Below are 20,079 nucleotides of genomic sequence, written 5' to 3'. Positions count from 1 at the left end.
TGTCTAAACGCCAGTTCGTTTACTTGCGAATCGGTTTACGCGGACCTTTGCGTGTACGTGCGTTGGTCTTGGTGCGCTGACCGCGCAACGGAAGACCACGACGATGGCGCAGGCCACGATAGCAACCGAGGTCCATGAGACGCTTGATGTTCAGCGTGATCTCACGACGCAGGTCGCCTTCGACGGTGTACTTACCCACCTCGGCACGAACCAGGTCCAGTTGTTCAACAGACAGATCAGCGATCTTGACGCTCGGTTCTAAACCGAGAGCGGCGCAGATCTGCTGTGCACGCGTACGGCCAATCCCGAAGATATAAGTCAGCGAGATCGCCGCGTGCTTGTTGTCCGGGATATTGACGCCAGCAATACGGGCCATCAGTTTTCTCCGAAAGGTTAGCGGCGGATTTTACATCCACAAAGGGCGCAATAGCATACCCCTTGATCCCATTGGGAACAAGGGGGTATGCCAGCACCCGAGCTTGTATTCAGCTAAGCGGGTCGAGGGAATTAACCCTGACGCTGCTTGTGGCGGGGCTCAGTGCAGATGACCCGCACTGCGCCACGACGCCGAATGATCTTGCAGTTACGGCAAATTTTCTTGACGGAAGCTCGAACTTTCATCGTTCTCTCCAGTTTGCTAACAGGGGCTGCGCAATCAGCGCATCATGCCACCGCTGCCATAGCCTTTGAGGTTGGCCTTCTTCATCACCGACGCATACTGATTTGACATCAGATGCGACTGCACCTGGGCCATGAAGTCCATGACCACCACGACCACGATGAGCAGAGAGGTGCCGCCGAAATAGAACGGAACCTGCCATGCAACAACGAGGAATTGAGGCATCAGGGAGACTAGGGTGATGTAGAGGGCGCCGAACAGCGTCAGGCGAGTCATCACCTTATCGATGTAACGGGCGGTCTGTTCGCCTGGGCGAATACCCGGCAGAAACGCTCCTGACTTCTTGAGGTTGTCAGCAACATCCTTCGGATTGAAGACCAGCGCCGTGTAGAAGAAGCAGAAGAATACTACAGCGGCAGCGAAAAGCAAGATATACAGTGGCTGACCCGGCCCGAGAGCCTGAGATGCCGTCTGCAACCATTGCATGCTTTCACTCTGGCCAAACCATTGACCCATCGACGCAGGGAACAGCAGGATGCTTGACGCGAAGATCGGCGGGATGACCCCGGCCATGTTGACCTTCATCGGCAAGTAGCTGCTCTGACCTGCATACATCTTGTTGCCAACCTGACGGCGCGGATAGTTCACCGTGATGCGGCGTTGGCCGCGTTCGATGAACACCACGAAGGCAACGGTAATGACTGCGAGCAGCGTCAGCGCCAGCAGCGGAAGCACATTCCAGGCACCATCATTGCGCGCCAGTTCGAAAGACTGGCCGATGGCACTCGGCAGCCCGGCGACAATACCAGCAAAGATGATCAGTGAGATCCCGTTGCCGATACCCTTCTCGGTGATCTGCTCTCCCAGCCACATCAGGAACACTGCACCAGCCACGAACGTACTCACGGCGGTGAAGTAGAAGCTGAAGTCAGCGGAATAGGCGACACCGTTTCCGACCAGTCCGACTGCCATGCCGATCGATTGGACCAGGGCCAGTACTACCGTGCCGTAGCGCGTGTACTGGCTGATCTTGCGACGGCCGGCCTCGCCTTCCTTTTTCAACTGCTCAAGCTGAGGCGAGACCACCGTCAGGAGCTGCATGATGATCGACGCGGATATGTAGGGCATAATGCCCAGCGCGAAGATACTCATTCGCTCCAGTGCACCACCGGAGAACATGTTGAACATGCTCAGGATGGTGCCCTGGTTTTCCCTGAACAAGGCAGCAAGCTGGTCAGGATTGATACCGGGAACGGGGATGTGTGCACCGATTCGGTACACCACGATGGCGATGAACACGAAGCGCAAACGCGCCCAGAGTTCGCTCAACCCACTTCCCTGCATCGCCGGTACGTTTCCTGACTTAGCCATTTAGTCCTCTACCTTGCCACCGGCAGCTTCGATCGCAGCACGGGCACCCTTGGTGACCTTAATGCCGCGAACCGTGACTGCCTTGTCCAGTTCGCCGGAGAGCATGACCTTCGCGAACTTCGTGGAATCACGAAGCACGTTGGCCTTCTTCAGCGTTTCGAGGTCGACGATCTCGCCGTCTACCAGTGCCAGTTCGCTCAGGCGCACTTCTTCGGAAATCAGAGACTTCGCGGAAGTGAAACCAAACTTCGGCAGGCGACGCTGCATAGGCATCTGACCGCCTTCGAAGCCCGGCTTGACGCTGCCACCGGAACGGGACTTCTGGCCCTTGTGGCCACGACCGCCGGTCTTACCAAGACCGGAGCCGATACCACGACCGACACGCTTTGCAGCGTGCTTGGAGCCCGGGGCCGGACTCAGGGTATTCAATTTCATGGATTACTCTCCCTCAACACGGACAAGGTAGTGAACCTTGTTGATCATGCCGCGTACCGCGGGGGTGTCTTCCAGCTCGACAGTGTGACCGATGCGGCGCAGGCCAAGACCTTTCATAGTGGCCTTGTGCTTTTCGAGGACGCCGATGGTGCTGCGGATCTGGGTTACCGTGATCTTAGCTGCCATGGTGCCTTACCCCGCAATCTTGTCGACAGACAGGCCACGCTTGGCGGCGATGTCTTCCGGAGATTTCATGGCAGCGAGACCGTTGATGGTCGCGCGCACCACGTTGACCGGATTGGTGGAACCGTAGCACTTGGCCAGGACGTCATGGACGCCAGCCAGTTCGAGCACGGAACGCATCGCACCGCCGGCAATGATGCCGGTACCTTCGGACGCTGGCTGCATGTAGATCTTGGATGCGCCGTGACGAGCCTTCACCGGATACTGCAGGGTGTGGCCCTTCAGGTCGACCTTGATCATGTTGCGACGAGCTTGGTCCATTGCCTTCTGGATCGCGACCGGCACTTCACGCGCCTTGCCACGGCCGAAGCCAACACGACCATTGCCGTCACCAACGACAGTCAGAGCGGTGAAACCGAAGATACGGCCGCCCTTGACTACCTTGGCGACGCGGTTGATCTGCACGAGCTTCTCTTGCAGGTCACCGCCCTTCTGTTCGATATTCGCCATCGTAAAACCCTTTAGAATTCCAGGCCGCCTTCACGTGCGGCATCGGCCAGGGCCTTCACGCGACCGTGGTACTTGTACCCGGAGCGATCGAAAGCCACTTGCTTGATACCCGCTTCCTTCGCGCGCTCGGCAATCAGAGCACCCACCTTGGCGGCGGAGTCCGAGTTACCGGTAGAACCTTCGCGCAGGCTCTTGTCGAGCGTGGATGCGGTGGCCAGGACCTGGCCGCCATCCGGCGAGATGATCTGCGCGTAGATGTGACGCGGGGTGCGGTTCACGCACAGGCGAAACACGCCCAGCTCGCGGATTTTCGCACGAGCGCGGCGGGCACGACGGAGACGAGATTCTTTCTTCGCGTTCATAACCCTGCCTTACTTCTTCTTGGCTTCTTTACGACGGACGACTTCGTCGCTGTACCGAATACCTTTGCCCTTGTAGGGCTCCGGCGGACGGAATGCGCGAATCTCTGCGGCGACCTGACCCAAAGCCTGCTTGTCAGCAGACGTGAGGACGATCTGAGTGTTCTTCGGCGTTTCAGCCGTAACACTTGCCGGCAGTTCATAGTCGACCGGGTGTGAGAAGCCCAGTGTCAGGTTGATTGTCTGGCCTTTGGCCTGGGCACGATAACCCACACCATTGATTTCCAGAGACTTGGTGAAGCCTTCGGAAACACCAGACACCATGTTGTTGACCAGAGCACGAGTGGTACCAACCATTGCCCAGTTCTTGGCGGTCTCGGACGGAGCGAAGGTCATCTGACCTTCTTCCATAGAGATGACCACGTCCTGGTGGACGGTCAGTTCCAGCTGGCCTTTGCTGCCCTTCACGGTCAGCTTGTCGCCGTCGAGCTTTGCCTCGACGCCGTTCGGCAATTTAACCGGATACTTGGCTACGCGGGACATTCCAAACTCCTAGAATACGGTGCAGAGGACTTCGCCGCCGACACCAGCTTGACGGGCCGCACGATCGGTCATCACGCCCCGGGAGGTGGAAACGATCGCAATACCCAGGCCATCTGCGACTTTCGGAAGCTCACCCTTGCCTTTGTACTGGCGCAGGGACGGCTTGGAAATACGCTTGATGCTCTCGATAACCGACTTGCCTTCGAAGTACTTGAGGGTCACGGTCAGTTCCGGCTTGGCGCCTTCTGCGACGGCAAACTCGGAAATATAACCCTCTTCCTTCAATACGCGGGCCACTTCAACCTTGAGCTTGGAAGACGGCATGGTAACCGTCTCCTTGGTGGCCATCTGCGCATTGCGGATACGGGTGAACATATCCGCCAGAGTGTCTTGCATGCTCATTTACGTTGCGCTCCTGAATTCTTGCAGTGGTGTTACCAGCTGGACTTGGTCAGACCAGGCACGTCACCACGCATAGCGGCTTCACGCAGCTTGTTGCGGCTCAGGCCGAACTTGTTGTAGTAGCCGTGCGGACGGCCAGTGATACGACAGCGGTTACGCTGACGGACCGGGCTGGCATCACGCGGCAGCTGCTGCAGCTTCAGCTGTGCGTCGAAGCGCTCTTCTTCAGAAGCGTTGACGTCGTTGATGATGGTCTTCAGTGCGTCGCGTTTGGCGGCGTACTTAGCGACCAGCTTGGTGCGCTTGAGCTCGCGCTCAACCATGCTTTTCTTTGCCATGATCCACCCTTATTTCTTGAACGGGAAGTTCAGCGCGCCCAGCAACGCACGACCTTCATCATCGGTGTTGGCGCTAGTGGTGATGGTGATGTCCAGGCCACGAATCCGGTCGATCTTATCATACTCGATCTCCGGGAAGATGATCTGCTCACGCACACCCATGGAGTAGTTTCCACGGCCATCGAAGGACTTCGGGTTCAGACCACGGAAGTCACGAACGCGCGGGATAGCCACGTTCACGAGACGGTCCAGGAAGTCCCACATACGATCGCTGCGCAGGGTCACCTTAACACCGATCGGCCATCCTTCGCGGACCTTGAAGCCAGCGATGGACTTGCGTGCCTTGGTGACGATGGGCTTCTGACCAGAAAGCATCTGGAGATCGGCAAACGCGTTGTCGATCAGCTTCTTGTCAGCGGTGGCTTCACCGATACCCATGTTCAGGGTCACCTTGGTGATGCGGGGAACCTGCATCACATTGGCGTAGCCGAACTGCTCTTTGAGCTGGGCGGCCACTTCGTTCTGATAACGTTCTTTCAAGTTCGCCATGTTGTACCCGACTCGCGTTAGGCGTCGATCAGCTTCTGAGTCGACTTAAAGATGCGTACCTTAGTACCGTCTTCCTGTACCTGGATTCCGACACGATCCGCCTTGCCGGTCTCCTGGTTGAAGATGGCCACGTTGGACGCGTGAATCGGAGCCTCGCGCTCGACGATACCCCCCTGGGTGCCCAGCATCGGGTTGGGCTTGGTGTGACGCTTGATCATATTCACACCGGACACGAGCAGACGCTCACCTTTCAGCACCTTGCTGATGGTACCGCGCTTGCCCTTGTCCTTCCCGGCGATGACGATGACTTCATCGTCACGTTTGATCTTTTGCATATCCGCTTCCGCTCCTTACAGCACTTCGGGCGCCAGGGAAATGATCTTCATGAACTTCTCACTGCGAAGTTCACGGGTAACCGGGCCGAAGATACGGGTACCGATCGGCTGTTCGTTGGTGTTGTTCAACAGAACGGCCGCATTACCGTCGAAGCGGATCACGGAACCGTCATTACGACGGACACCGGCTTTGGTACGAACGACCACTGCCTTCATGACCTGGCCTTTCTTGACCTTGCCACGCGGGATAGCTTCTTTGACGGTGACCTTGATGATGTCTCCAACACGAGCGTAACGGCGGTGTGAACCACCCAGCACCTTGATGCATTGCACCCGGCGCGCGCCACTGTTGTCGGCGACATCCAGCATTGTCTGAGTCTGAATCATCGGTTTTCTCCAAACCTAATCTGACTGCCTGGTGGGAACTGGCCTAGGGATTAACCCTTGGCCTGTTCAACCACCTCGACCAGGGTCCAGGCTTTCTTCTTGGACAGCGGACGAGTCTCGGCGATAGAGACGGTGTCACCGATCCGAGCCTGATTCGCCTCATCATGGGCGTGCAGCTTGGTGGAGCGTCTCAGGTACTTGCCATAGATCGGGTGACGCTCACGGCGCTCGACCATGACAACGATGGATTTTTCCATCTTGTCACTCACCACCTTGCCGGTGAGTGTGCGTGCTTTAGTTTCTTCGGCCATTTTACTCACCTGACTTCTGGTTGAGCACAGTCTTAACCTGAGCAATTTGGCGACGAGTCTGCTTGAGCAGGTGAACCTGGCTCAGCTGGCCTGTTGCCTTCTGCATGCGCAGATTGAATTGCTCACGCAGCAGTTCGAACAACTGCTCCTGGAGCGCCTCGACTGACTTTTCACGGAGTTCTTGGGCTTTCATCACATCACCGTCCGCTTAACAAAGGTGGTGGAGATCGGCATCTTCATAGCGGCCAGGCTAAATGCTTCACGGGCCAGCTCTTCGGATACACCTTCGATCTCGTAGAGGACCTTGCCGGGCTGGATCTGAGCGACCCAGTACTCGACAGAACCCTTACCTTTACCCATACGAACTTCCAACGGCTTGTTGGAGATCGGCTTGTCTGGGAAGACACGGATCCAGATCTTGCCGCCACGCTTGACGTGACGGGTAATGGCACGACGGCCAGCTTCGATCTGACGAGCGGTGATACGACCACGGCCGGTGGCTTTCAGGCCAAACTCACCAAAGCTTACCTTGCTTCCGCGATGCGCCAGGCCACGGTTGCGACCTTTCTGCATCTTGCGGAATTTCATACGCTTGGGCTGTAACATCGATTACCCCCTTACTTGCCTTTCTTCTTGGGTGCGGACGCGGGCTGCTTCGCCTTGGCTCGCACCTCTTCGATGCCACCGAGGATCTCGCCTTTGAAGATCCAGACCTTGACACCAATGATGCCGTAGGTGGTGTGAGCTTCGAAGGTGGAGTAATCAATGTCAGCACGCAGGGTGTGAAGCGGAACGCGGCCTTCGCGGTACCATTCGGTACGGGCGATTTCGGCACCGCCGAGACGACCAGAGAGCTGAATCTTGATGCCCTTGGCGCCCAGACGCATTGCGTTCTGCACAGCACGCTTCATCGCACGACGGAACATGACACGACGCTCGAGCTGACCTGCCACATTGGCAGCAACCAGCTTGGCATCGAGTTCCGGCTTGCGAATCTCCTCGATGTTGATGTGGACGGGAACGCCCATCATCTCGGAAACTTCACGACGAAGGCGATCGACATCTTCACCCTTCTTACCGATCACGATACCCGGACGGGCGGTGTGAATGGTAATACGGGCGTTGTTTGCCGGACGCTCGATGCTGATGCGGCTAACGGAAGCGCTTTTCAGGCGCTCTTCCAGGAATCCACGCACCTGCAGATCGTTGTTCAGTTTGTCGGCATAGGTAGCGCCTTCGGCGTACCAGACAGAGGTATGATCCTTGACAATACCCAGTCGGAAACCTGTCGGATTAACTTTCTGACCCATTGGTCGTCTCCTACTTCTCGGCTACCTTGACGGTGATATGACAAGTGCGCTTCAAGATACGGTCCGCACGGCCTTTGGCACGTGGCTGGATGCGCTTGAGCGTCATGCCCTCGTCGACACAGATAGTCGAGACGCGAAGCTCGTCAATGTCCATGCCGTTGTTTTCTTCCGCATTCGCGATCGCGGACTGCAGAACCTTGCGAACAATCTTCGCGGCCTTCTTCGGTGAGAAAGCGAGCAGATTCAGCGCCTCGGCGACCGGCTTACCGCGCACCTGGTCAGCCACCAAACGGGCCTTCTGGGCGGATAAACGAGCGCCGCGCAGCTTAGCAGCTACTTCCATCTCTTAAATCCTCTCTGGCTTACCGTTTGGCTTTTTTATCTGCAGCGTGCCCGCGGTATGTGCGGGTGGCAGCAAACTCGCCGAGCTTGTGACCGACCATTTCCTCAGAAACGAGAACCGGGACATGCTGGCGACCGTTATGGACGGCAATGGTGAGCCCGACCATGTTCGGCAGGATCATGGAACGACGCGACCAGGTCTTGATCGGTTTGCGGTCGTTCTTTTCCACTGCTGTCTCAACCTTCTTCAGCAGATGAAGGTCAATAAAAGGACCTTTCTTCAGTGAACGTGGCACAGCCGTTACCCCTCAATATCTGTTACTTGGCCTTGCGGCGACGGACGATAAGCTTATCGGTGCGCTTGTTCTTGCGAGTCTTGTGACCCTTGGTCGGGACGCCCCACGGGCTGACCGGGTGACGGCCACCAGAGGTACGACCTTCACCACCACCATGCGGGTGATCGACCGGGTTCATCGCGACACCGCGAACAGTCGGGCGCACGCCTCTCCAACGCTTAGCACCGGCCTTGCCCAGTTGACGGAGGCTGTGCTCGGAGTTGCCCACTTCGCCGAGAGTTGCACGGCATTCGGACAGCACCTTACGCATCTCGCCAGAGCGCAGACGCAGCGTGGTGTAGTTACCGTCACGTGCCACGACCTGGGCACTGGTACCTGCACTACGAGCGATCTGGGCGCCCTTGCCTGGCTTCAGCTCTACACAGTGAACGGTGGAACCCACCGGGACATTGCGCAGCGGCAGAGCGTTGCCTTTCTTGATCGGTGCGTTAACACCAGACTCGAGACGATCGCCAGCAGAGACACCTTTCGGTGCAATGATGTAGCGACGTTCGCCGTCAAGGTACTTCACCAGCGCGATGTTCGCGCTACGGTTCGGATCGTACTCCAGACGCTCAACGATGGCCGGAATGCCATCCTTGTTGCGCTTGAAATCAACCAGACGGTAATGGTGACGATGACCACCGCCGATGTGGCGAGTAGTGATGCGACCATTATTGTTACGACCACCGGACTTTGACTGCTTTTCAAGCAGCGGAGCGTACGCGCGACCTTTGAAAAGTTCGTCATTGACGACCTTTACCAGGTGGCGGCGACCGGCGGAGGTAGGTTTTGTCTTAACAATTGCCATGTTCCGTACTCCTGCCTTACTCGGCGCCAGAGAAGTCTTCGATGGTCTCGCCGGCGGCCAGAGTTACATAGGCCTTGCGATAACCAGCGCGACGACCAACACCGCGAGCGGTGCGCTTGGTCTTGCCTTTCATGTTCAGAACCTGGACACGATCGACTTTCTTGCCAAACAGCGCTTCGACGGCTTTCTTGATTTCGGGCTTTGTCGCGTCGCTGGCAACCTTGAACACGTACTGGTTGTTCTCGGCAGCGACCGCGGCCTTCTCGGTCATGTGAGGACCAAGCAGGACCTTGAATACGCGTTCCTGATTCATCCCAGGTTCTCCTCGAACTTGCGCAGGGCAGCGACAGTCATCAGCACCTTGTCGTAACCGACGAGGCTGACCGGGTCAGCGCCAGCGACATTGACGACGTCAACATACGGGATGTTGCGCGCGGCCAGGTACAGGTTGACGTCCTGCTCTTCAGTGACGATCAGCGCTTTCTCAAGGCCCAGTTCCTGGAGCTTGGCGATCAGCAGCTTGGTCTTCGGAGCTTCGACGCTGATAGCGTCGACCGCGACCAGGCGATCCTGACGGACCAGCTCGGACAGGATGGAACGCATGGCAGCGCGATACATCTTGCGGTTGACCTTGTGCGAGTGGTCCTGAGGACGCGCTGCAAAGGTCACACCGCCAGAACGCCACAGCGGGGAACGGATGGTACCGGCACGTGCACGACCAGTACCTTTCTGACGCCACGGCTTCTTGCCACCGCCGGACACGTCAGAACGGGTCTTCTGAGCCACGGTACCTTGACGTGCACCAGCCAGATAGGCGGTGACGACCTGGTGAACCAGAGCCTCGTTGAAGTCCTTACCAAAGGTGGCATCGGAGACGTCTACTGCGCCGCCTGCACCTGCAAGATTAAGATTCATCGGTTAATTCCCCTCAGCGAGCTTTCACAGCGGAACGCACGATCACTTCGCCGCCCGGAGCACCTGGAACGGCACCCTTGACCAGCAGAAGATTGCGTTCAGCGTCGACGCGGACCACTTCCAGGCTCTGGACGGTGGAACGGACGTTGCCCATCTGGCCAGCCATCTTCTTACCTTTGAAGACGCGGCCCGGGGTCTGACAGTTACCGATGGAACCCGGCGCGCGGTGCGACAGTGAGTTACCGTGGGTAGCGTCTTGGGTGCGGAAGTTCCAGCGCTTAACTGCGCCCTGGAAACCTTTACCCTTGGAGGTGCCGGTCACATCAATCTTTTGACCAGCTTCAAAGAGGGATACGGTGAGTTCGCCGCCCACTGCAGGAGCTTCGTCGCCTTCGTTCAGGCGGAATTCCATCAGGGTACGGCCAGCCTCTACACCCGCCTTGGCATACTGACCAGCAGTTGCCTTGGTGAGGTGCTTGGCTTTACGAGAGCCAGTTGTCACCTGAATAGCATTGTAGCCGTCAGTCTCGAGAGACTTGATGGTCACGATGCGGTTCGGCTCAACTTCAATCACGGTAACCGGCACAGAGGCGCCAGCTTCGGTGAAGACACGGGTCATCCCGGCCTTCTTACCGACTAAACCGATAGACATGTTCAGTCTCCTTTAGTGTACGGGGCTGTCACCCGCTATGGCTGCCCTTTCCAGAGCATTCCACTAGCACATTGTATGACGCCATCCCGGCGTGGCGGCTGCTGCTCTATCAGTGAGAGCGCTGGGCCGCAGTGACTAGTGAGGTATCAGTCAACCTTGATCTGGACGTCCACACCGGCAGCCAGGTCAAGCTTCATCAGCGCGTCGACAGTCTTCTCTGTCGGCTCGACGATATCGAGAACGCGCTTGTGGGTACGAATCTCATACTGGTCACGCGCGTCCTTGTTGACGTGCGGAGAGACCAGGATGGTGTAACGCTCGCGACGGGTCGGCAGCGGGATCGGGCCACGAACCTGAGCACCGGTACGCTTTGCAGTTTCAACGATCTCTGCAGAGGACTGGTCGATCAGACGGTGGTCGAATGCTTTCAACCGGATGCGAATCTTCTGGTTTTGCATTGCCCAAAACTCCAATGGATGTCGACGGCGTAGGCCGTCACCCACGCATTCAAAGGATGCGCATTATAGGCAGACTGACATCAGGTGTCAAACATGCGAGAAAAGGGGGCCCATCAGGGCCCCCTTCTGTGTCAGGTAAGGAGAACCTTACTCGACGATTTTGGCCACGACGCCAGCGCCGACGGTACGACCGCCTTCACGGATAGCGAAACGCAGACCATCTTCCATGGCGATCGGAGCGATCAGAGACACGACCATCTGGACGTTGTCGCCCGGCATGACCATCTCGACGCCTTCCGGCAGCTCACAGGTACCAGTGATGTCAGTGGTACGGAAGTAGAACTGCGGACGATAGCCTTTGAAGAACGGAGTGTGACGACCGCCTTCTTCCTTGGACAGGACGTAGACTTCGGCTTCGAACTTGGTGTGCGGCTTGATGGAGCCCGGCTTGGCCAGAACCTGGCCACGCTCGACGTCATCACGCTTGGTGCCGCGCAGCAGGGCGCCGACGTTTTCGCCAGCACGACCTTCGTCCAGCAGCTTGCGGAACATCTCGACACCGGTAACGGTAGTCTTGGTGGTGTCACGCACGCCGATGATCTCGATCTCTTCGCCAGTCTTGACCAGACCACGCTCGATACGGCCAGTGACGACGGTACCGCGGCCAGAGATGGAGAAGACGTCTTCGATCGGCATCAGGAACGGCTGGTCGATAGCACGCTCCGGCTCCGGGATGTACGCATCCAGGGCCTTGATCAGGTTGGCAACGGCGGTAGTACCCATGCCGTTGTCGTCCTTGCCTTCCAGAGCCATCAGGGCGGAACCGATGACGATCGGAGTGTCGTCGCCCGGGAAGTCGTACTCGCTCAGGAGTTCACGAACTTCCATCTCGACCAGCTCGAGCAGTTCTTCGTCATCGACCATGTCAGCCTTGTTCAGGAAGACAACGATGAACGGAACGCCGACCTGACGGGACAGCAGGATGTGCTCGCGAGTCTGCGGCATGGGGCCGTCAGCAGCGGAACAGACCAGGATAGCGCCGTCCATCTGGGCAGCACCGGTGATCATGTTCTTGACGTAGTCGGCGTGACCCGGGCAGTCGACGTGCGCGTAGTGACGCACTTCGGACTGGTATTCCACGTGAGCGGTGGAGATGGTGATACCACGCTCGCGCTCTTCCGGGGCATTATCGATGGAGTCAAACGCACGCGCGTCACCACCGAAGACTTCTGCAGAGACGCGAGTCAGAGCCGCAGTCAGAGTGGTCTTGCCGTGATCGACGTGACCAATGGTGCCGACGTTGACGTGCGGCTTCGAACGCTCAAATTTTTCCTTAGCCACTGCTATAACCTCTTTCGTTAGCTAATCGGTTACTTCTGATTGATGACGGCTTCGACGATGCTGTTCGGTGCTTCGTCGTATTTCGCAAACTCCATGGAGTAGCTTGCGCGGCCCTGGGTCTGTGAGCGCAGGTCGGTCGCATAACCGAACATCTCACCCAGCGGCACCAGTGCATTGATGATCTTGCCAGTGGAAGAATCATCCATGCCCTGAACGAGGCCACGACGACGGTTCAGGTCGCCCATGACGTCACCCATGAAATCTTCAGGCGTGACGACTTCGACTTTCATGAGCGGCTCAAGCAGCACTGCACCCGCTTTCGGGGCACCGGCCTTGATCGCCATGGAAGAGGCGACCTTGAACGCAGTCTCGTTGGAGTCGACGTCGTGGTAGGAACCATCGAACAGCGTGACCTTGACGTCGATCATCGGATAACCGGCGATGACACCATTCTTGAGCTGCTCAGCGGCGCCCTTCTCGACGGCCGGCACGTATTCCTTCGGAACCGCACCACCGACGATCTCGGACTCGAACTTGAAGGTCATTTCTTCGTCGTCGCCCTTGTCCTCTGCAGTGAGAGGCTCAATGCGAAGCCAGACGTGACCGAACTGACCACGACCGCCGGACTGACGAACGAACTTGCCTTCCTGCTCGACCTTGGTACGGATGGTCTCACGGTAAGCCACCTGCGGCTTGCCGATGTTCGCCTCGACATTGAACTCGCGACGCATGCGGTCGACGAGGATGTCCAGGTGAAGCTCACCCATACCGGAGATGATGGTCTGACCGGACTCTTCGTCGGTCTCGACGCGGAAGGACGGATCTTCCTGGGCCAGCTTGCCCAGTGCAACACCCATCTTTTCCTGGTCGGCCTTGGACTTCGGCTCGACGGCAACGGAGATGACCGGCTCAGGGAATTCCATGCGCTCAAGCACGATCTTGTGGTCCGGGTCACACAGGGTGTCACCGGTGGTCACGTCTTTCAGACCGATACATGCGGCGATATCGCCAGCATAGACTTCCTTGATCTCCTCACGAGAGTTGGAGTGCATCTGGACGATACGACCGACACGCTCCTTCTTGCTCTTGACGGAGTTGAAGACGCCATCACCCGACTTCAGCACGCCTGAGTAGACGCGAATGAAGGTCAGGGTACCAACGAACGGATCGGTCGCGATCTTGAACGCCAGCGCCGCGAACGGAGCCTTGTCGTCAGCTTCGCGGGTCTCGATGGTACCGTCCTTGTCGTCAAGCTCACCCTCGATGGCCTTGACTTCAAGCGGAGACGGCATGTATTCGATGACCGCATCCAGAACCGCCTGGACACCCTTGTTCTTGAAGGCAGAACCACAGGTCACGAGGCAGATTTCGTTGGCCAGGGTACGCTGACGCAGCGCAGCCTTGACTTCTTCCTCGGACAGCTCGCCTTCTTCAAGGTACTTGTCCATCAGTTCTTCGGACGATTCAGCAGCAGACTCGAGCATGTGTTCACGCCACTCGGCAGCTGTCTCTTGCAGCTCGGCCGGAATGTCGATCAGCTCGTAGTTCATGCCGTGGTTGTCTTCGTCCCAGACAATGGCCTTCATCTTGATCAGATCGATGACGCCCTTGAACTCGTCTTCCGCACCCCAGTTGATCTGGATCGGGACGGCGTTCGCGCCCAGGCGCTTGCGCACCTGATCGACGACCATGAAGAAGTCCGCGCCAGCGCGGTCCATCTTGTTGACGAAGATCATGCGCGGAACTTCGTAACGGTTGGCCTGACGCCAGACAGTCTCTGTCTGCGGCTGGACACCGGAAGAACCACACAGCACCACGACCGCGCCATCGAGAACACGCAGTGAACGCTCGACTTCAACAGTGAAGTCAACGTGCCCCGGAGTATCGATGATGTTGATACGGTGCTCGTCGAACTGCTTGTTCATGCCCTGCCAGAAGCAGGTGGTCGCCGCAGAGGTGATCGTGATGCCACGTTCCTGTTCCTGCTCCATCCAGTCCATGGTGGCAGCACCATCGTGGACTTCGCCGACCTTGTGAGACAGGCCGGTATAGAACAGGACGCGCTCGGTAGTGGTAGTCTTACCGGCGTCGACGTGGGCACAGATACCGATGTTGCGGTAACGCTTAAGTGGAGTCTTGCGTGCCACGGTGAGTATCCCCGTTGTTTAGAAGCGGTAGTGGGAGAAGGCCTTGTTGGCTTCTGCCATGCGGTGCACGTCTTCACGCTTCTTCACAGCAGAACCCTTGCCTTCAGCGGCATCCAGGATCTCGCCAGAGAGGCGCTGCACCATGGTCTTTTCGCCACGCTTGCGCGCAGCGTCCACCAGCCAACGCATGGCCAGTGCCTGACGACGGGAAGGACGAACTTCAACCGGCACCTGGTAGGTTGCACCACCAACACGACGGGACTTCACTTCGACCATCGGCTGGATGGCTTCCAGCGCCTTGTCGAAGAGGTCCAGCGGCTCGTCATTGGAGCGTTCGGCAACACGATCGAGAGCACCGTAAACGATGCGCTCAGCTGCAGACTTCTTGCCGCTGATCATCAGATGGTTCATGAACTTGGCCAGGCGCTCGCTTCCGAACTTCGGATCCGGCAGGATTTCGCGCTTAGCTGCTACACGTCTTCTAGGCATGATAAGCCCTCAGTAGAAGGGTCCTTCAGGTAAACCCGGGACGCCTCGCGTTGGACGCGACGCCCGACCTTACTCTTATCAGACCGATATTAAACTTTGAATTACGCCTTCGGACGCTTGGCGCCGTACTTGGAACGGCCCTGCTTACGGTTCTGCACGCCAGAGGTATCCAGTGCACCACGAACGGTGTGGTAACGGACACCCGGCAAATCCTTCACACGACCGCCACGGATCAGAACAACAGAGTGCTCCTGAAGGTTGTGACCTTCACCGCCGATGTATGAAGTGACTTCGAAGCCGTTGGTCAGGCGAACACGGCAAACCTTACGGAGTGCGGAGTTCGGCTTCTTCGGGGTAGTAGTGTATACACGGGTACACACGCCACGCTTCTGCGGACATGCCTGCAGCGCAGGGACGTCGCTCTTGGACGCCTGACGCTTGCGCGGCTTGCGCACGAGCTGGTTAACGGTTGCCATTTGCTTGCTCCAATGGGTTGTACTGCCTTCCAACAACAGGGCAGGATGCACCTGCCCTACTGTTAAAGGCTGCATATTCTAGGGCTTGGGCCACAAGGGCGTCAACCCCGCCGTCAGAGACGGCGGGGCGCAAGACCTCAGAGGTCGTCGTCGTCCGCGTCGAGCGCAGTGAGCTGTGCGCCCAATTCCTGCTCGACGTCCTGTGCCGACGGGGCCGGTGCGAGCGGCAGGCCATCGCGACGGCGGCGACGCTCGTCATGATAGGCCAGGCCAGTACCCGCCGGAATCAGGCGACCGACAACGACATTCTCCTTCAGACCACGAAGATAATCGCGCTTGCCGGTGACAGATGCCTCGGTCAGAACTCGCGTGGTTTCCTGGAAGGACGCCGCGGAGATGAACGATTCAGTTGCCAGGCTCGCCTTGGTGATACCGAGCAGGATGCGATCGAACTTGGCCGGGAACTTGCCTTCGGCCTCGAGACGCATGTTTTCTTCGACGACGCGGGCGTATTCCACCTGGTCGCCTGTGATGAAGGTGGAATCGCCGGAATCGGTGATTTCGACCTTGCGCAGCATCTGACGCACGATGACTTCGATGTGCTTGTCGTTGATGCCGACACCCTGGAGGCGATAGACCTCCTGGACTTCGGTGGTGATGTACTTGGTCATTTCCGCAACACCGAGCAGACGCAGGATATCGTGCGGGTTGCTCGGGCCATCGGAGATGACTTCACCCTTCTCGACCGTTTCACCTTCGAAGACGCTGATCTGGCGCCACTTCGGGATCAACAGCTCGAACGGATCACCTTCCACCGGTGTGATGGTCAGACGACGCTTGCCTTTGGTTTCCTTGCCGAAGGTCACGGTACCGGAGATCTCGGCCAGGATGGCCGGCTCTTTCGGGCGACGCGCCTCGAACAGGTCAGCAACACGCGGCAGACCACCGGTGATGTCCTTGTTACCGGACGCCTCCATCGGGATACGTGCGATGACGTCACCCACGCCGACGGCCGCGCCATTCTCGGCGGATACCACGGCATTGCCCGGCAGCAGGTACTGGACCGGCGTGTTGGAGCCCGGCAGTGTCACATGCTTGCCACTGGAATCCACCAGCATGATCATCGGACGCTTGTCACGTGCCGCGGACGGACGCGAGGCGCTCTCGATGACTTCGATGGAGGACAGGCCTGTCATCTCGTCGGTGGTACGGTTGATGGTCTGACCATCTTCCATGTCAGTGAACTGCACCTGACCCGCCACTTCGGCAACGATCGGGTGAGTGTGCGGGTCCCACTTGGCGACGGCCTGACCGGACTCGACCTTGTCACCATCACGCACGGACAGCTCGGCACCGTAAGGCAGCTTGTAGAACTCGCGCTCACGGCCATGATCATCCGCGACAGCCAGCGCACTGGAACGCGAGACGACGATCAGCTTGCCATCGGCACGCTCGACCGACTTGATGTTGTGCAGACGCACACTGCCGCCATGCTTGACCTGAACACTGTCCACGGCAGAGGCACGCGAGGCGGCACCACCGATGTGGAAGGTACGCATGGTCAGCTGGGTACCCGGCTCACCGATGGACTGTGCCGCGATGACACCGATGGCCTCACCGACGTTCACCTGATGACCACGTGCCAGATCACGGCCATAACAGGCCGAGCAGACACCGTGCACGGTTTCACAGGCGATGGTGGTACGCACGACGATCTCATCGACACCCATGGTATCAAGCTGTGCACACCAGGCTTCGTCGAGCAGCGTGCCGCGTGCGATCAGGACCTCATCAGAGACCGGATCCACCACGTCCTGCGCCACGACACGACCCAGCACACGCTGGGATAGCGGGACGATGATGTCGCCACCCTCGATGACCGGGTGCAGGATCAGCCCTTCCTGAGTACCGCAATCCGCTTCGGTGATGACCAGATCCTGGGCAACATCGACCAGACGACGGGTCAGGTAACCGGAGTTGGCGGTTTTCAGTGCCGTATCCGCCAGCCCCTTACGGGCACCGTGGGTAGAGATGAAGTACTGGAGTACGTTCAGACCTTCACGGAAGTTGGCGGTGATCGGCGTCTCGATGATCGAGCCATCCGGCTTGGCCATCAGGCCACGCATACCAGCCAGCTGACGAATCTGTGCGGCGGAACCACGCGCACCGGAGTCGGCCATGATGAAGACGCTGTTGAAGGAGTCCTGCTCCATCGGCTTGCCGTCTTCGTCATTGACCACTTCGCCTTTCCAGTTGACGACGGTCTCTTTCGAGATACCTGCCATCATCTCCTTGGCGACACGGTCGTTGGCACGCGCCCAGATATCGATGACCTTGTTGTACTTCTCACCCGCGGTCACGAGACCGGAGGAGAACTGGTCTTCGATCTCTTTCACTTCGTCTTCAGCCGCGTCGATGATGACCTTCTTCGCGTCCGGAATGACGAAGTCGTTGACGCCGATGGAGGCGCCGGACCAGGTCGCGAGACGGAAGCCGGTATACATCAGTTGGTCAGCGAAGATGACGGTGTCCTTCAGACCGACACGACGGTACGCCTCGTTGATCAGACCGGAGATGGCTTTCTTCTTCATCACCTGGTTGATCAGCTCGAACGGCATGCCCTTCGGCAGAATGCGGAACAGCAGTGCGCGACCGATGGTAGTGTCGTGCAGGGACGTCTTCTCGTACAGCTCGCCGGACTCTTCATCCTTGAGTGTCTCGGTCAGACGGACCTTGACCATCGCGTGCAGGTGAGCGCTGTGCGTGCCGAAGGCACGCTCGACTTCACCCAGATTCGCGAAGGCCATGCCCTCACCCTTGGCACCGATCTTCTCACGGGTCATGTAGTACAGACCCAGCACGACGTCCTGGGACGGCACGATGATCGGCTCGCCGTTGGCCGGCGACAGCACGTTGTTGGTCGACATCATCAACGCACGCGCTTCCAGCTGGGCTTCCAGCGTCAGAGGTACATGGACAGCCATCTGATCACCGTCAAAGTCGGCGTTGTACGCAGCGCAGACCAGCGGGTGCAGCTGGATGGCCTTGCCTTCGATCAGCAGCGGCTCGAACGCCTGGATACCCAGACGGTGCAGAGTCGGGGCACGGTTCAACAGCACCGGATGCTCGCGGATGACGTCGGCGAGGAAATCCCAGACTTCCGGGGCTTCGCGCTCGACCATCTTCTTGGCGGCCTTGATGGTGCTGGCGTGACCGGAGGCCTGCAGCTTGGCGTAGATGAACGGCTTGAACAGCTCAAGCGCCATCTTCTTCGGCAGACCACACTGGTGCAGACGCAGGGTCGGGCCGACGGTGATGACGGAACGACCGGAGTAGTCGACACGCTTGCCCAGCAGGTTCTGACGGAAACGACCCTGCTTGCCCTTGATCATGTCGGCCAGCGACTTCAGCGGACGCTTGTTGGAACCGGTGATGGCGCGACCGCGACGACCGTTGTCGAGCAGTGCATCCACGGATTCCTGCAGCATGCGCTTCTCGTTGCGCACGATGATGTCCGGCGCATTGAGGTCGAGCAGACGCTTGAGGCGATTGTTGCGGTTGATCACACGACGATACAGATCGTTCAGATCCGAGGTCGCGAAGCGGCCGCCGTCCAGCGGTACCAGCGGACGCAGGTCCGGCGGCAGCACTGGCAGCACTTCCATGATCATCCAGCCCGGCTTGTTGCCGGAATAATAGAAGGCTTCCAGCAGCTTGAGGCGCTTGGACAGCTTCTTGATCTTGGTCTCGGAGTTGGTCTGCGGAATCTCTTCACGCAGGCGCTCGACCTCTTCTTCCAGCTCGATGTCCTCGAGCAGCGCCTTGATGGCCTCGGCACCCATGCGGGCGTCGAAATCATCACCGAATTCTTCCAGCGCTTCGAAGTACTGCTCATCGTTGAGCAGATGCCCCTTCTCGAGGGTCGTCATGCCCGGGTCGATGACCACGAAGCTTTCGAAGTACAGCACGCGCTCGATATCACGCAGAGTCATGTCGAGCAGCATGCCGATACGGGACGGCAGAGACTTCAGGAACCAGATATGCGCGACCGGGCTCGCCAGTTCGATGTGAGCCATACGCTCACGACGCACTGCCGCCTTGGTCACTTCAACGCCACACTTCTCACAGATGATGCCGCGATGCTTCATCCGCTTGTACTTGCCACACAGGCACTCGTAGTCCTTCACCGGGCCAAAGATCTTGGCACAGAAAAGACCATCACGTTCCGGCTTGAATGTCCGGTAGTTGATGGTTTCAGGCTTCTTCACTTCACCAAAAGACCACGAGCGAATCATGTCCGGAGACGCCAGGGTAATCTTGATGGCGTCGAATTCTTCGGACTGCGCCTGCGATTTGAGAACTTTCACCAAATCTTTCATGGGTCGCTCCGTTGCGGAGTTGTCATGGGCAAAGCCTGGCTGCTGACACCAGGCTTTGCGGACCGTCAATACTTGTGGCTTT

General features: G+C 58.2%; 29 protein-coding genes. All 29 read right to left on the bottom strand.

Features of this window, described 5'->3' with window-relative positions; genetic code table 11:
• Nucleotides 1-19: 19 nt before the first annotated feature.
• The 29 genes from rpsM to rpoC all read right to left on the bottom strand — a co-directional run bounded on the left by rpsM (nucleotide 20) and on the right by rpoC (nucleotide 19,997).
• Complete coding sequence (gene rpsM, locus QQF40_RS14135; protein ID WP_024950672.1) at nucleotides 20-376, bottom strand: 30S ribosomal protein S13; 357 nt, start codon at nucleotides 374-376, stop codon at nucleotides 20-22.
• Nucleotides 377-507: 131 nt separating this feature from the next.
• On the bottom strand, nucleotides 508-621 hold the full coding sequence (rpmJ, locus tag QQF40_RS14130; protein WP_077373351.1) for a 50S ribosomal protein L36: 114 nt from the start codon (nucleotides 619-621) through the stop codon (nucleotides 508-510).
• A gap of 34 nt (nucleotides 622-655) precedes the next feature.
• A complete protein-coding gene (gene secY, locus QQF40_RS14125) occupies nucleotides 656-1,990 on the bottom strand; it encodes a preprotein translocase subunit SecY (RefSeq protein ID WP_043334831.1) in 1,335 nt (444 codons plus the stop codon).
• Nucleotides 1,991-2,425, bottom strand: coding sequence for a 50S ribosomal protein L15 (gene rplO / locus QQF40_RS14120; RefSeq protein ID WP_043334834.1), 435 nt, complete (start codon nucleotides 2,423-2,425; stop codon nucleotides 1,991-1,993).
• 3 nt (nucleotides 2,426-2,428) lie between these two features.
• Complete coding sequence (gene rpmD, locus QQF40_RS14115; RefSeq protein ID WP_024950669.1) at nucleotides 2,429-2,611, bottom strand: 50S ribosomal protein L30; 183 nt, start codon at nucleotides 2,609-2,611, stop codon at nucleotides 2,429-2,431.
• A 6-nt stretch (nucleotides 2,612-2,617) separates the two neighbouring features.
• Nucleotides 2,618-3,118, bottom strand: a complete 501-nt coding sequence (gene rpsE, locus QQF40_RS14110; RefSeq protein WP_054556902.1) for a 30S ribosomal protein S5 — start codon at nucleotides 3,116-3,118, stop codon at nucleotides 2,618-2,620.
• An 11-nt stretch (nucleotides 3,119-3,129) separates the two neighbouring features.
• The gene (gene rplR, locus QQF40_RS14105; protein ID WP_024950667.1) at nucleotides 3,130-3,480 is read right to left on the bottom strand and encodes a 50S ribosomal protein L18; all 351 of its coding nucleotides are present in this window, start codon (nucleotides 3,478-3,480) and stop codon (nucleotides 3,130-3,132) included.
• A 9-nt stretch (nucleotides 3,481-3,489) separates the two neighbouring features.
• A complete protein-coding gene (gene rplF / locus QQF40_RS14100; protein ID WP_166020051.1) occupies nucleotides 3,490-4,020 on the bottom strand; it encodes a 50S ribosomal protein L6 in 531 nt (176 codons plus the stop codon).
• Between the two features lie 9 nt (nucleotides 4,021-4,029).
• A complete protein-coding gene (rpsH, locus tag QQF40_RS14095; RefSeq protein ID WP_043334840.1) occupies nucleotides 4,030-4,422 on the bottom strand; it encodes a 30S ribosomal protein S8 in 393 nt (130 codons plus the stop codon).
• 32 nt (nucleotides 4,423-4,454) lie between these two features.
• Nucleotides 4,455-4,760 (bottom strand): 30S ribosomal protein S14, encoded by a 306-nt coding sequence (rpsN, locus tag QQF40_RS14090; RefSeq protein ID WP_043334842.1) that lies wholly within the window; start codon nucleotides 4,758-4,760, stop codon nucleotides 4,455-4,457.
• A 9-nt stretch (nucleotides 4,761-4,769) separates the two neighbouring features.
• Entirely contained in the window at nucleotides 4,770-5,309 is a 540-nt protein-coding gene (gene rplE, locus QQF40_RS14085; protein WP_043334844.1) for a 50S ribosomal protein L5, read from the bottom strand.
• 17 nt (nucleotides 5,310-5,326) lie between these two features.
• Nucleotides 5,327-5,644: a 50S ribosomal protein L24 gene (rplX, locus tag QQF40_RS14080; RefSeq protein ID WP_043334846.1), complete on the bottom strand. Its 318-nt coding sequence runs from the start codon at nucleotides 5,642-5,644 to the stop codon at nucleotides 5,327-5,329.
• 15 nt (nucleotides 5,645-5,659) lie between these two features.
• Nucleotides 5,660-6,031, bottom strand: coding sequence for a 50S ribosomal protein L14 (gene rplN, locus QQF40_RS14075; RefSeq protein ID WP_043334850.1), 372 nt, complete (start codon nucleotides 6,029-6,031; stop codon nucleotides 5,660-5,662).
• Nucleotides 6,032-6,081: 50 nt separating this feature from the next.
• Nucleotides 6,082-6,342: a 30S ribosomal protein S17 gene (gene rpsQ / locus QQF40_RS14070; protein WP_043334852.1), complete on the bottom strand. Its 261-nt coding sequence runs from the start codon at nucleotides 6,340-6,342 to the stop codon at nucleotides 6,082-6,084.
• A gap of 1 nt (nucleotide 6,343) precedes the next feature.
• On the bottom strand, nucleotides 6,344-6,535 hold the full coding sequence (gene rpmC / locus QQF40_RS14065; protein ID WP_024950659.1) for a 50S ribosomal protein L29: 192 nt from the start codon (nucleotides 6,533-6,535) through the stop codon (nucleotides 6,344-6,346).
• Nucleotides 6,535-6,948, bottom strand: coding sequence for a 50S ribosomal protein L16 (rplP, locus tag QQF40_RS14060; RefSeq protein ID WP_043334854.1), 414 nt, complete (start codon nucleotides 6,946-6,948; stop codon nucleotides 6,535-6,537). The genes rpmC and rplP overlap by 1 nt, the downstream gene beginning before the upstream one ends.
• Before the next feature lie 11 nt (nucleotides 6,949-6,959).
• Complete coding sequence (rpsC, locus tag QQF40_RS14055) at nucleotides 6,960-7,652, bottom strand: 30S ribosomal protein S3 (RefSeq protein ID WP_043334856.1); 693 nt, start codon at nucleotides 7,650-7,652, stop codon at nucleotides 6,960-6,962.
• Between the two features lie 10 nt (nucleotides 7,653-7,662).
• On the bottom strand, nucleotides 7,663-7,995 hold the full coding sequence (rplV, locus tag QQF40_RS14050; protein ID WP_043334859.1) for a 50S ribosomal protein L22: 333 nt from the start codon (nucleotides 7,993-7,995) through the stop codon (nucleotides 7,663-7,665).
• Nucleotides 7,996-8,014: 19 nt separating this feature from the next.
• A complete protein-coding gene (gene rpsS / locus QQF40_RS14045; protein WP_024950655.1) occupies nucleotides 8,015-8,290 on the bottom strand; it encodes a 30S ribosomal protein S19 in 276 nt (91 codons plus the stop codon).
• 22 nt (nucleotides 8,291-8,312) lie between these two features.
• Complete coding sequence (gene rplB / locus QQF40_RS14040; RefSeq protein ID WP_043334862.1) at nucleotides 8,313-9,140, bottom strand: 50S ribosomal protein L2; 828 nt, start codon at nucleotides 9,138-9,140, stop codon at nucleotides 8,313-8,315.
• A gap of 16 nt (nucleotides 9,141-9,156) precedes the next feature.
• Complete coding sequence (rplW, locus tag QQF40_RS14035; RefSeq protein ID WP_043334865.1) at nucleotides 9,157-9,453, bottom strand: 50S ribosomal protein L23; 297 nt, start codon at nucleotides 9,451-9,453, stop codon at nucleotides 9,157-9,159.
• A complete protein-coding gene (gene rplD, locus QQF40_RS14030) occupies nucleotides 9,450-10,055 on the bottom strand; it encodes a 50S ribosomal protein L4 (RefSeq protein ID WP_054556901.1) in 606 nt (201 codons plus the stop codon). Before rplD ends, rplW begins: the two co-directional genes overlap by 4 nt.
• A gap of 13 nt (nucleotides 10,056-10,068) precedes the next feature.
• Complete coding sequence (gene rplC, locus QQF40_RS14025) at nucleotides 10,069-10,707, bottom strand: 50S ribosomal protein L3 (protein ID WP_024950651.1); 639 nt, start codon at nucleotides 10,705-10,707, stop codon at nucleotides 10,069-10,071.
• A gap of 146 nt (nucleotides 10,708-10,853) precedes the next feature.
• Nucleotides 10,854-11,165, bottom strand: a complete 312-nt coding sequence (rpsJ, locus tag QQF40_RS14020) for a 30S ribosomal protein S10 (protein WP_024950650.1) — start codon at nucleotides 11,163-11,165, stop codon at nucleotides 10,854-10,856.
• Nucleotides 11,166-11,312: 147 nt separating this feature from the next.
• Nucleotides 11,313-12,506, bottom strand: coding sequence for an elongation factor Tu (gene tuf / locus QQF40_RS14015; RefSeq protein ID WP_065392570.1), 1,194 nt, complete (start codon nucleotides 12,504-12,506; stop codon nucleotides 11,313-11,315).
• A gap of 29 nt (nucleotides 12,507-12,535) precedes the next feature.
• Complete coding sequence (fusA, locus tag QQF40_RS14010) at nucleotides 12,536-14,653, bottom strand: elongation factor G (RefSeq protein WP_175090309.1); 2,118 nt, start codon at nucleotides 14,651-14,653, stop codon at nucleotides 12,536-12,538.
• Between the two features lie 18 nt (nucleotides 14,654-14,671).
• A complete protein-coding gene (gene rpsG, locus QQF40_RS14005) occupies nucleotides 14,672-15,142 on the bottom strand; it encodes a 30S ribosomal protein S7 (RefSeq protein ID WP_043334878.1) in 471 nt (156 codons plus the stop codon).
• A gap of 101 nt (nucleotides 15,143-15,243) precedes the next feature.
• Nucleotides 15,244-15,618, bottom strand: coding sequence for a 30S ribosomal protein S12 (gene rpsL / locus QQF40_RS14000; RefSeq protein WP_043334880.1), 375 nt, complete (start codon nucleotides 15,616-15,618; stop codon nucleotides 15,244-15,246).
• A 137-nt stretch (nucleotides 15,619-15,755) separates the two neighbouring features.
• Nucleotides 15,756-19,997, bottom strand: coding sequence for a DNA-directed RNA polymerase subunit beta' (rpoC, locus tag QQF40_RS13995; protein ID WP_285461694.1), 4,242 nt, complete (start codon nucleotides 19,995-19,997; stop codon nucleotides 15,756-15,758).
• Nucleotides 19,998-20,079: the final 82 nt, after the last annotated feature.

It is taken from the genome of Cobetia sp. LC6, assembly GCF_030264805.1.
Lineage (GTDB): Bacteria > Pseudomonadota > Gammaproteobacteria > Pseudomonadales > Halomonadaceae > Cobetia.
This window is presented reverse-complemented; position numbering and strand designations above follow the sequence as displayed.